Origin of the sequence: Herbaspirillum sp. WGmk3 (assembly GCF_023952535.1) — a bacterium.
Taxonomy (GTDB): Bacteria; Pseudomonadota; Gammaproteobacteria; order Burkholderiales; family Burkholderiaceae_D; genus Herbaspirillum; species Herbaspirillum huttiense.
On record NZ_JAKYWT010000001.1, the window covers coordinates 58,146 to 70,533 of the forward strand.

7 protein-coding genes and 2 tRNA genes are annotated in these 12,388 nt (G+C 57.4%); 6 read left to right on the top strand and 3 right to left on the bottom strand.

Annotation, left to right across the window (positions count from 1 at the left end):
* The first annotated feature begins 21 nt into the window (after positions 1-21).
* The 6 genes from MKD49_RS00220 (at position 22) to MKD49_RS00245 (ending at position 7,712) form a co-directional block, all read left to right on the top strand.
* Positions 22-2,799 (top strand): nitrate reductase, encoded by a 2,778-nt coding sequence (locus MKD49_RS00220; RefSeq protein WP_252695127.1) that lies wholly within the window; start codon positions 22-24, stop codon positions 2,797-2,799.
* Positions 2,800-2,867: 68 nt separating this feature from the next.
* Positions 2,868-2,944, top strand: a tRNA-Pro gene (locus MKD49_RS00225).
* Positions 2,945-3,039: 95 nt separating this feature from the next.
* A tRNA-Arg gene (locus MKD49_RS00230) sits at positions 3,040-3,116 on the top strand.
* 591 nt (positions 3,117-3,707) lie between these two features.
* Positions 3,708-4,901, top strand: coding sequence for a DUF6575 domain-containing protein (locus tag MKD49_RS00235; RefSeq protein WP_252695128.1), 1,194 nt, complete (start codon positions 3,708-3,710; stop codon positions 4,899-4,901).
* Positions 4,902-5,237: 336 nt separating this feature from the next.
* On the top strand, positions 5,238-6,986 hold the full coding sequence (locus tag MKD49_RS00240; protein WP_252695129.1) for an ATP-dependent endonuclease: 1,749 nt from the start codon (positions 5,238-5,240) through the stop codon (positions 6,984-6,986).
* A gap of 228 nt (positions 6,987-7,214) precedes the next feature.
* Complete coding sequence (locus MKD49_RS00245; RefSeq protein WP_252695130.1) at positions 7,215-7,712, top strand: DUF4440 domain-containing protein; 498 nt, start codon at positions 7,215-7,217, stop codon at positions 7,710-7,712.
* A 113-nt stretch (positions 7,713-7,825) separates the two neighbouring features.
* Here the strand turns inward: MKD49_RS00245 and MKD49_RS00250 are convergent, their stop codons facing one another.
* The 3 genes from MKD49_RS00250 to MKD49_RS00260 form a co-directional block, all read right to left on the bottom strand.
* Positions 7,826-9,445, bottom strand: a complete 1,620-nt coding sequence (locus MKD49_RS00250) for a methyl-accepting chemotaxis protein (protein ID WP_305882111.1) — start codon at positions 9,443-9,445, stop codon at positions 7,826-7,828.
* A 202-nt stretch (positions 9,446-9,647) separates the two neighbouring features.
* Positions 9,648-11,267 (bottom strand): methyl-accepting chemotaxis protein, encoded by a 1,620-nt coding sequence (locus MKD49_RS00255; RefSeq protein ID WP_252695131.1) that lies wholly within the window; start codon positions 11,265-11,267, stop codon positions 9,648-9,650.
* 418 nt (positions 11,268-11,685) lie between these two features.
* Positions 11,686-12,144, bottom strand: a complete 459-nt coding sequence (locus MKD49_RS00260) for a GNAT family N-acetyltransferase (protein ID WP_034333342.1) — start codon at positions 12,142-12,144, stop codon at positions 11,686-11,688.
* Between the last annotated feature and the right edge of the window lie 244 nt (positions 12,145-12,388).

Consider the following 12,388-nt stretch of genomic DNA (forward strand, 5'->3'; position numbering starts at 1 on the left):
AATTAGTAACAAAGGATACCAATGAATCTTGCACAGACCCCGCTGGCCCTGGCCGTGGCCACCACCTCGACCACCTGCCCCTACTGCGGCGTGGGCTGCGGCGTGACGGCTTCGCTCAAGGACGATGGCCGCATTGGCGTACAGGGCGACGTGCAGCATCCGGCCAACTTCGGCCGCCTGTGCGTGAAAGGCTCGGCCCTCGCGGAAACGGTAGATCTGGATGGCCGTCTGCTGCATCCGCAAGTGCGCGATGCGCAAGGCGCATTGCAACAGGTCTCCTGGGATCAGGCGCTGGAGCAGGTGGCGAGCAAGTTCTCTGCCGTCATCGCCGAACATGGTCCGGACGCCGTGGCCCTGTATGTCTCGGGACAATTGCTGACCGAGGACTACTACATCGCCAACAAGCTCATGAAGGGCTACATCGGCAGCGCCAACATCGATACCAATTCGCGGCTGTGCATGTCCTCGGCGGTGGCCGGCCACAAACGCGCCTTCGGTGAAGACCTGGTGCCGGTCTGCTATGAAGACCTGGAGCTGGCCGACCTGATCGTGCTGGTCGGATCCAATGCCGCGTGGTGCCATCCCATCCTCTTCCAGCGCATCGCCAAACTGAAGGAGACCCGCCCTGCCCTGCGCCTGATCGTGATCGATCCGCGCCGCACCGCGACCTGTGAACTGGCGGACTTGCACCTGCCCGTCAGGGCGGGCACGGATGTGTGGCTCTTCAACGGCTTGATGAGTTACCTCGCCCATCGCGGCCTGCGGGACAACGCCTTCATCGCCGCGCACACCAATGGCTTCGACGAGGCATTGGCAGTGGCCGATGCCGAGTGCGCCGATCCCGCCACGGTAGCGCGCATCTGCAAGGTGGACCTGCAGGACTTGCTGGACTTTTACGAAGCCTTTGCCGAGACGGAGAAGGTCGTCACCGGTTTTTCCATGGGCGTGAACCAATCCTCGGTTGGCACCGACAAGGTCAACAGCATCATCAACTGCCACCTGGCCACCGGCCGCATCGGCAAGCCCGGCATGGGCCCCTTCTCCATCACCGGCCAGCCCAATGCCATGGGCGGACGCGAGGTCGGCGGGCTGGCAAACATGCTGGCCGCGCACATGGACCTGGACGAGCCATTGCATCGCGAGATCGTGCAGGAGTTCTGGCAATCCCCGCGTATCGCGGACAAGCCGGGCCTCAAAGCCGTGGACATGTTCCGCGCCATCGAGGAAGGCCGCATCAAGGCGGTGTGGATCATGGCCACCAATCCGCTGGTGAGCCTGCCTGATGCCGACCTGGTGCAGCGGGCGCTGCAGAAGTGCGAGCTGGTGGTGTCTTCCGACGTCATCACGCACACCGATACCAATGCGCTGGCCCACGTGCTGCTGCCGGCGCTGGCCTGGGGTGAGAAGGATGGGACGGTGACCAATTCCGAACGCCGCATTTCGCGGCAACGGGCTTTCCTCACGGCACCGGGCGAGGCACGCGGTGACTGGCAGATCATCTGCGAGGTCGCGCAGCGCATGGGCTTTGCGGGATTTGATTTCGCGGGCCCGCATGCGATCTTTGATGAACACGCGCGCCTCTCTGCGCATCGCAATGGCGAGGCCGAGGCAGGAGGTGAACACCGCGCACGCCGCGTCTTCAATCTCTCCGGCCTGACCGGGATGGACAAGGCCGCCTATGACGCGCTGGCACCGATCCAGTGGCCGGTGCAACGCTTGTCTGATGGCAGCATCAGCGGCACGGCACGCGTCCTGGAAGATCATCGGTTCACCCACGCCGATGGGCGCGCGCGGTTTGTGCCGACCGCACCGCGCACGCCGGGCCACGCCGTTTGCGAGGATTACCCGCTGATCCTCAACACCGGCCGCGTGCGCGATCACTGGCACACCATGACGCGCACCGGCAAGTCGGCCACGCTGGCCAGCCATATTCCGGAATCCTTCATCGACCTGCACCCGCAGGATGCGCTGCTGTATGGCGTGCGCGAAGGCGGTCTGGCGCGCATCAGCAGCCGCTGGGGCGCGATGGTGGCGCGCGTGCAGCATGGTGGAGGCATTCCGCGCGGCAATGTGTTCGTGCCGATTCACTGGAACGGGCAATCGGCCTCCGACGCGCGCGTGGGGGCGGTGGTCAATCCGGTGGTCGATCCGGTCTCGGGCGAGCCGGAGTTCAAGCACACACCGGTGGCGATCGAAGAATTCCGCGTGGGCTGGCATGGCTTCATCCTCACGCGCCATGCGCTGGAGCTGGACGACATCACCCACTGGACACGCGTGCAGGGCCGGGATTTTGTGCGATATGAACTGGCCGGCCGCAATCACATCAGCGACCACACCGCGTGGGCAAGGGGGCTGCTGGGCGTGCAGGCCGATGATGCGGACTGGCTTGAATATGAAGACCTGAGCGATGGCAGCTATCGCGCGGTGCATGTGGTGGATGATCGCATCGACATGTGCCTGTTCATGTCGGCGCGCCCTGACCTGCCCTCGCGCTCGTGGCTGGCGGGACTGTTTGCCAAGGAGAAGCTGGAAGAAGCTGACCGCGTCGGCCTGCTCGTGGGTCAGCCGATTGAGAAAGGTGCTGATGCCGGGCCGACGGTGTGTTCGTGTTTTGGTGTGGGGCGCAACACCATCTGCAATGCGATCCGTGCGCAGGGATTGACGGAGGTGAGCCAGGTGACGGCGTGTGTGAAAGCGGGCGGCAATTGCGGCTCGTGCGTGCCGGAGATCAAGAAGCTGATGGTGGAGATCAGGGTGCAGGGCGAGGCCGAAGCACGGGAGCGGGAGACGGCGGCTTAGGGTCTTGTTTGAAGAATTTGCATTCTTTGTTGACCATTTGAAAGAGATGCTGCTATTATCTCGCTTCTCGGAGTGTAGCGCAGCCCGGTAGCGCACCTGGTTTGGGACCAGGGGGTCCAAGGTTCGAATCCTTGTACTCCGACCACTCATCAAAAACGGGCTGTCTGTGACAGCCCGTTTTCTTTTTCTGGATCGTTGGCGGTAGCGCATCGGCGCAGCATCACCGCCAGCCACGCCGAACTGCCCTTAGCTCAACTGGATAGAGCAATGGCCTTCTAAGCCATAGGTCGGGGGTTCGAGTCCCTCAGGGCAGGCCAGTTTCTCTTAGTCAATTCAAGCAGTTTCAGCATCGAGAGTGGACTGCATTCACTGTGCTCGACATCTAATTCCTCATCAGTAGTGTGCTCAAAATGTGCTCACGCCAGCGCACAGAAAAATCGCGTCTGCCTTAGAATGCCGAATGTTCTTAGCTGACACAATTCATAAAAAAGCGAACGGGGGAACAACTTGAACGAATGGCCTGGTCATTTTCCTGCGCAATGCCCTCCCGAGGATGCAGCGCCTCTCTCGGGACCAGTTTTTCGGTTCATAAACGGACGAACACCCGCTGAACGTGATTTTTGGTCGCACTACGAGCGAGATACCACCGCGAACTGGGCTGATGCATGCTTGGCACGGGGGCTTTCAGTTTTGCGCACATACGATGATTGCCAAGTGATGCGAGAAGCAGTACCTGCCCTTCGAAAAAAGCGCCTCGCCCTAGGTGATCTACAAATACCATCTGCCGGAGTTTGGGCTAACACACCTTCGAAGAGCTGCGTGGGTCATTACACGTGGTGGCGCGGCATGACACCACTAGAAACGCTACCTCACTTTCTGCTCTTCCGCGAGCAAACCGGAGAGGCCGCATGAAGTGGCTACCTTCCAATCCGCGCCTCGGCAGCCTCCAGTTGGGCCAAGTTATAGAGCACTATGACTTCCCTCGGATTTTTACATGCGCAAATGTGTCCGGGCAGACTTACATAGCTGTTTCGACTTACGACGACGATGAGGAATACGACTGGTTGTTCCTAAGCATTTCTAAAACCAGAGAAGACGCCCTCGGAAGCGGCGAACTATCCCTATATAACGCCTTTAAGCGTCCCGAGGACGGCTACGTGGTGCAGGTCAAGGTATATAACGAAGGGCCAGATGAGGTCGAATATCTGCTTCCTGATCAAATTAGCGACAGCGACCTCCCTTCGCCAGATTATTTAGCTACGTGGACTAGAGACGTTGCACGCAGTGCCGATGACGAAACCACATATCCGGCCAGGACCGCTGCGGCCATTCGGAGAGAGACGTTCAACTACCGCATCTATCCAGATAACCCGAATACGCACGAAATTCCGAGCCGGAAACTCGGAGCGATTCTCACTTCTACCCAAGAGCTTATTGACGCACTCGGCCAGTCATCCACCGGCAATCCAACTATTCGCGGCCCCTTACCTACAGAACTGCTCCAAAAGACTCGGGTCAACGTCGCGAAGCTATTTCATGGCTCCTTTGGCGTGCAATTTCGAGCGGGGGAACCGACTGACCTACTGGATGAGTCCGTGGTTTCTGCTGCGTTGGAAGAGTTTGCCAATGTGATAGGAGCAGCAGACGCAGAAGACTTACTGAGCAATAAGCTCCACGCTTTGAAAGGACGGGTCACGTCAAAGTACCGGCGCCTGCTCAAGGAGCTAAGTGATATCGAGTCGGGCTTGGTCTTTGACTGGGGCTCAGTGTCCCCTTCCAAGGGTGGCACATTTAAACTATCTGCCGCCCAGATACGACAAGCCTACGAAATCGTCGATCGTATCGACATCGAATTAGCCGAAGAGGTAGTTGTCCGATCCAAGTTGATCGGATACAACTCGCGGACCAAGCGATACGAACTTCGATCTGCAGAAGAAGATAAGACTTACTCTGGCAAAGTTTCAGACAATGCTCAAATCCCCGAAGCAGATATCCATATCGGTGCGTACTACAACGCCCATCTGCGTATGCTCGTGGAAACGCAATCGACATCGGGCGATGAACTAGTACGCTGGGTATTGGCCGGTCTGACCAAAGCGTAAACACTGGCTAAAATTGGTCTAATTATTCGCGGGGACTACTGCGCCGTGCCCATTCGACCGAGAGATAAGCGTCCCGCTAACTGAGACCGCTATCGCAAAGATAGAAATCCAATCAACTAGCGATGCACATGCTGAGCTTCGAAAAAGGCTTTCGCTAGAAGGAGCAACGCTTGAGAAAGCTAGCCTAAATATAAACAAAAATACGGAACATCGACTAGAGATCTCCTCGCCCGGGAGCATCTGTGGAGAAATGACTTGGATAAAGATTCTAATGCCGACAATTAAAGTCGTAATTTCAAAGACAGAGAAATAACAGAAAAATGAAGGGAAAATGAATTGATTCTTGAGAAAATCCGCATTCGCAACTTTTGCTCGTGCAATGCATTGGACATAGACCTGAATACATTTAACCCAATCATCGGCTACAACAACTCAGGAAAGTCGAATATCTTAAGAGCCATAAACTGGCTACTGAAAAAAAGCGTACTCCAAGCTAGTAGCTTCTATGATCAGAATCAAGCAGTCATAGTCGAAGGAGTAATTTCAGATGTGAATGTAAATATTTTACCCGTTCATCAGCAGCAACAGGTTGCAGCGTACATAGCAAATGGGAAGCTTGAATTTCGGCGCCGCCAGGACATTCCAACCGCTACGGCCGCACAGATTCGCATTGAAGTTCTTGATCCCAATACAGGGAATTGGAGAAACAACCCGGTAGGACTGGATAATGCGATTGGCCTACTGTTCCCTGACGCCATTTATATCGAAGCAATGGACGATGCAGCAGACGACGTAGCCAGATTTTCTGCAAAAAATACTATCGGCATGTTGCTGAAATGCTTCCTAGAGGGAGTTCAGCAGCAAAATGTGCAAGCATTTCAAGCAATTCAAAATGCTCTTCAGACAGTCAACGACAGCCTGAATGGTCCCCAGAAGATCCAGCAATTGACTGATTTAGAAACTGCCGGGAACCAGGAACTATCAGCATTCTTCCCAGGGCTCTCTCTCCAGATTTCCATCAACACTCCCCTCTTTGAGGATTTAGTGAAGGGAGCATCCTTAAATCTGTCCGACAATCAACAACATGTCCGCGCTTTCTCATCGTTCGGGCACGGAACTCAACGCTCCGTACAGATGGCCCTAATCAAGCTTCTGGCAGATCAGATCAATCACGCTCAAGCTAATCTTGCTACCAAGATCCTATTAATTGATGAACCCGAGCTATATCTTCACCCGCAAGCTATTGAAATACTCAGAGACGCATTGAAGCAGCTGTCAGCTCAAAATTTTCAAGTCATTTTTTCTACCCACTCACCACTTTTAATCGGGAAGGATGACGTCCTTGATACTTCAATGATTTTCAAAAATCAAGGCGTTACTACTGTTCGTCCTAAGCTATCCCAAGCAGCACACGTACTTGCTCAGAACCCGCATCAAATGGGTGTCATTTTTTCCCTTCAGCACTCCACCTATCTTTTATTCTCAGAGAGAATTTTGGTTGTCGAAGGAAAAACCGAGAAGATGATTTTCCCAGATCTATTCGAAGTGGCCTCCGGGCGCTCACTTGGATTAGCGAAAGCCTGCCTAATCGACGTAGGCAGCAGCTCTTCGATTTACCCAACAATGCAGGTTCTGCATAACGTGGGCTTTCAGCCAAAAGCCATCGTCGATCTAGACTTTATTTTCAAGGTAGCACCCCAAATCGGTTTAATACAGACTACCGACCCCAATTTTGTCGCGTGTCATCAATGGTTTATTCAAAATCATGCCGCAAATCAATTTCTTGTAGGAGCAGACGGTTTCCCTACTCGACGCAACGGTACTCAATACTCTACTGTGCTGCCAGAACGCGCTTTCGAGTTGCTGGCGGCAGCGATGCCCAATCAAATTTCCCAGCTATCAGGCCTTCTGCGCCAACAAAATATATGGGTGTGGGATAAAGGTGCCATTGAGCTACACCTCGGAATTCCTAGGAAAGATGATGCCGCCAGAATGGCGTTCCTAGCCCTGATGAAAGCCCGTGGAAATCTCAATCATGCGGCCTTTCCTCAGGACATTCGGGACTGTGTGAACTGGATTCTCTAAATGAGGCTAGTATTCTCGCGTCACTTTTCATTTTTATCGATAAGAACTACAGCATATTCCGACAAAGCTTTTACTGCGCTCATTTTCTGAAGCATAACAAACGGCTGATACCGCAAATTTCTCGGTAAAAACCAATCCCACCGCTTAAAATAGCCAGCGCTGAAGACGCCAACTCCGGTCAGCGATCTTCAGCGAAACACCTGAACATAAAAATTAACAGGGGGAAAAATGAAAACAGTCCTTTACGCATCAGCCTTGGCACTCATCCTCACCGGCTGCGCCTCGACCCCGTCGAGCAAACCCGCTCCCGACCTGCCCTTTGCGGGCCCCGGCAACGGCATGGTCTGCAAGTCAACCACAGGCAAAGAAATCGCCAGCCTCTTCGACCGCTGGAATGCGTCACTGCAAACCCTCGATCCCGAAGCCGTCGCCGAAAACTACGCACCGCGCTCCTTGCTCTTGCCCACCGTGTCCAACAAGCCCCGGTTCACCAACGAAGAGCGCATCGATTATTTCGAACACTTCCTTCACAACAAGCCGGTAGGCAAGATCGACCAGCGCTGGCTCTGGATAGGCTGCAACACCGCGATCGATGCCGGCCTCTACAGCTTCACCTTCGGCACTACCGGCCAGGTCGTGCATGCGCGCTACAGCTTTACCTATGAATGGAATGGCAGGGAGTGGCTGATCACCAGCCATCATTCTTCAGGCATGCCGGAGAAGTAAGAACGCTTCGATTCGGTAAGACATTGCCGTCGCCCTGAAGAAAAGAAAAAAGAGAAAGAGGAGAAACAAAAGAGGGACGCAGCAATGCGTCCCTCAATGCGTACCGATCTTCCTCAAGCCTGCACGCGCCCACCCACCAGCAGCAGATCGGCAGCCCGCTCCGGGATAGTCTCCCCGGACACCAGGTCAATGGCCAGCTCCCGTTCACGATCCAGCTTGAAGACCTGCACCGCGCCCGCCAGCTGCACCGCCTGCTCCTGCAGCGATTGCGAAGCCGCAGCCGCCTGCTCCACCAGCGCCGCATTCTGTTGCGTGACTTCATCCATGGCCCCGATGGCCTGATTGATCTGCTCCAGGCCCTGGCTCTGTTCAGTGCTGGCCGCGCTGATCTCGCTGACGATATCGGTGACCCGCCCCACGCTCGTCACCACCTGAGCCATCGTGCTGCCCGCCTCCGTGACCAGGCGGCCACCGGCACCGATCTTGTCGACCGAATCCTGGATCAGTTCCTTGATCTCCTTGGCAGCCGTGGCCGAACGCTGGGCCAGCGAACGCACCTCCGAGGCCACCACCGCAAAGCCGCGCCCCTGCTCGCCCGCGCGTGCTGCCTCGACCGCAGCATTCAAGGCCAGGATATTGGTCTGGAACGCGATGCCGTCAATCACGCTGATGATGTCCACGATCTTGAGCGACGAGGCATTGATGGCCTCCATGGTCAGCACCACTTCATCCACCACCTTGCCACCCTGGGCCGCCACGGCCGAGGCCGAGATCGCCAGTTCGCTGGCCTGGCGCGCGTTCTCCGCATTCTGGCGGACAGTGGCGGTCAGTTGCTCCATGGCGGTGGCCGTCTCTTCCAGCGAGCCCGCCTGCGATTCGGTGCGGGAAGACAGGTCAAAATTGCCAGTGGCGATTTCACGCGCGGCCACCTGGATCGTGCCGGTGCTGTCACCCACGCCCCCCATGATCTTGCGCAGGCTGTCATTCATGCGGCCCAGCGCCTGCATCAGATGGCCGATTTCATCACGGGCAGCGTGTTCGATCTTGCTGGTCAGGTCGTAGCGGGAAATGGCATCGGCCACGTGCGTAGCGTGGCGCAGCGAAGTCGCGATCATGCGCACCAGCAGCAGGCTCAAGCCGACCACCAGCGTGCCGATCAGAAGGCTGACGCCAACGATGATGACGATGGACGATTCCAGAATGGAAGCCGCATTCTCCATGCCCTGGCGGCCCAGTTGAGCGTTGTACTGCTTGTGCTCGATCAGGGCTTTCATCAATCGGTTGCCGGCGGGGACCAGCAGCTCTTCCCGCGCGCGCTGCAGTTCGTTCGCCTGCCCGGCATCGACGAAAGCCAAGGTCTGCTGCCGGGCCTTCTCGTAATCGGCAAAGGCAGCACGGTCCTGCTCCAGCATCTTTGCGTCAGTCGCGTCGGAGATGCATTCTTTCTCGAACTTGAGGAAGGCGGCCTGCACCTTGTCATGCAGCGCCTCAATCACTGGGAAAATCTTGTCCCGGGTCGTGGGCTCGATGAAGTAACGTGCTACATTCAGCCGTATCGCGTAAACCGCCTCGATCGCTTCATCCAGAGCGAGGATGCTTGGGACCGTATTCTGCGTCGAATAGCCGGCTGCCGCCGACACCCGGTAGCTCTGGTAGATGCTCAATGCCGCCAGCGCACACAGGCCCGCAATGACGGCGATGATGAGAAGGTACAGCTTCTTGGCAATGGTCATGTTCGGCTCTCCTGGGCGCATGAGTGGGTCACTGCAGAATGCTTGCCCAACCGGGCAGCACGAACCTTAGCCCAACTGAGGATCACCAACGCTCACATCTCATGACCACTGCTGACCACCCGCAAACCGGCACATCGCCAGAAAGAAATCAGCCTCAACGACAGACTCTTGCTCTGACGAAGGCTGAGCCGCACCCTCCGTATCAGGCCGGCAAGGCCAGTACTTCGCGGCCTGCCAAGGTGCCGGCCACCACCACGCCCGTCCCTGCTTCGCTCAGCATCTGCACCTCATGCGCCAGCTTGAACACCGCCACCGCTTCCGCCAGGCCGGCAGCCTGCTCCCGCATCGACTGCGAGGCCGCAGCCGCCTGCTCCACCAGCGCCGCATTCTGTTGTGTCGCCTGATCCATCAAACCGATGGCCTGGTTGACTTGCACGATGCCATCGCTCTGCTCGGCGCTGGCGGCCGTGATGTCGGCAACGATGTCAGTCACGCGGCGCACGCTGTCGACCACGTGCTGCATCGTCTGGCCTGCCTGTGCTACCAGCCGGCTGCCGCTCTCCACCTTGCCGACCGAATCATCGATCAGTTCCTTGATCTCGTGCGCAGCCGCAGCCGAACGCTGGGCCAGTGAACGCACTTCGGCCGCCACTACCGCAAACCCGCGTCCCTGCTCGCCCGCACGCGCCGCCTCAACGGCAGCATTGAGCGCGAGGATATTGGTCTGGAACGCGATGCCGTCGATCACGCTGATGATGTCCACGATCCTCAGCGAGGAGGCATTGATCTCGTCCATCGTCTGCACCACCTGCTGCACCGCCTGGCCACCCTCGGTAGCGACGCTGGAGGCGGATGTCGCCAGCACATTGGCTTGCTGGGCGTTGTCCGCATTCTGGCGCACGGTGGCGGTCAGTTGCTCCATGGCCGACGCGGTCTCTTCGATGGAACCGGCCTGGGCTTCGGTACGCGCCGACAGGTCAAGATTGCCGGCGGCGATTTCCGCCGTGGCGGTGGCGATGGTGTTGGCACTGTTGCGCACGTTGCTGACGATGCGCACCAGGCTGTCGCTCATTTGCTGGATGGCCTGCATCAACTGGCCGACTTCATCATTGGCGCGGCGGCGGATGCGGGTGCTGAGGTCACCCGTGGCAATGGCGCGGGCCGTCATGATGGCCTCCCCCAGTGCCGTGGAAATGGTGCGCGAAATCAGCAGGCTCACCACCGCTACCACTGCACACACGGCCAGGCTCATCAGCACCGCCTGAACCACCGCCGAACGCAGGCTGGACTGCGCCGCCTGCACGCCTTGCTGGCCGAGCTGCTCGTTGTAGCGGCGATGGGCCGCCAGGGCGTTGATGAGTTTGTCACCGGGCGGGACCACCTGGTGCTCAACCGCCTGCAAGGCTTCCTCGGTCTTGCCTTCAGCACCGAGGGCGATGACGGCCTGGCGGCTCTTCTCGTAATCGGCAAAGGCATCACGGTCCGCCTGCAGCAGCTGGCGGTCGGTGGCGTCGGAGAGATCCTCCTTCTCGTAGTGGTCGAAGGCGGCGATGACCTTGTCGCGGTTCGTGTTCATGGACTTCTCCAGCTTGGCGCGCGTGGCGGCATCCGTGGCAGCGGCATAGCGCCAGATACCAACCCGGATGCGGAAGACCGCTTCACCCGCCTCCCCCAACACCAGCAGGCTGGGGACCGTGTTGAACGACGAATAGCTGGCAGCATCGGCAATGCGATTGCTGTGATAGATGCTCAAGCCGGTGAGACTGGCCAGGCCGAGGACGACGGCGAGCAGAAGCAGACGGAGTTTGTTGGCAATGGTCATGGTCAGGATTCGTGGGTGCGCAGCATGGCGCAGCGGGTCGATGAGCTGAAATGAATGAGTGCCAAAATTATAAGTCTGCAAAAAATGATGAAAATTCGCATCTGGCCGCTTCTTGATGCGGATCATCTTTGGGTCATTGCGACCGGAACTGGATCAAGTGTTCATCAAAACTAAGTTGCATGCTCCGTACACGCCGGTTTTACGGGGCGAATGGAAGAGAAATACTTAGGAGCGAAAACGGAAGAAGGAGGCGAGAGAAGCCATTGCATCGCACACCGCGGGAATCGTCAGTCGCGACACGAGAGAGGAGCAAGGAAGGGAAAGCGCTGAAAAACTAAGTTTCCTGACTACGTCAGCAAGGACGCCTCAGGAAAATCAGCGGAGCCACCCTACGCTCCGCTGGACCGGGAATGCCGGTTTACTGCTGCACGCCCTGCTTGTAGATATCCGGACGCGAGATATGCCACACGAAGTCACCGCGATTGATGGCCTCGAAGCCACAGCTGGCATACAGCCACGGGGCGGTAGATGTGGTCAGCATGACTCGCCGCAGTTTCTGCAGCGTGGGATGCTGGTTGACTGATTCGATCATCCAGCGGCCCAGGCCCTGGCCGCGCAGGTCGCCGACGACGAAGACGTCGCACAGGTAGCCGAAGGTGGCGTGATCGGTCACCACGCGGGCAAAGCCGATCTGCTGCTTGCCGCGATAGAGGCCGAAGCACAGGCTGTTGGCCAGCGCCGTGCGCACGGTGTTGAGGTCGATGCCGGGAGACCAGCTCGAATGGGTCAGTACGTCGTGGATGAGGGGGATGTCCAGCCGGTCGGGATCGGTGTCGATGAGGAAATCATCGCGCCGCCAGATCAGGTGATGGCTCATGGTCGTTCCTTGCTTGATGGCTTGTTGTCGTAAAAAATTTGCCTTGGTACGTACTGCGAGTACTGCGAAAACTGTTTAGAACGTTTCTCTTCAACAAGAAAAGGCACGCCGGCCCTGGTTGTCCGGCCGCTGCAGCGCGTGCAAGGAAGCGTGGCGATTGATCTGCGCGAAGCATGAAAACCGCTCGATTGATCGATTCCGTTGATGAGATTTGTTCCGTGGCCATTCATGATGCCACAGGCTC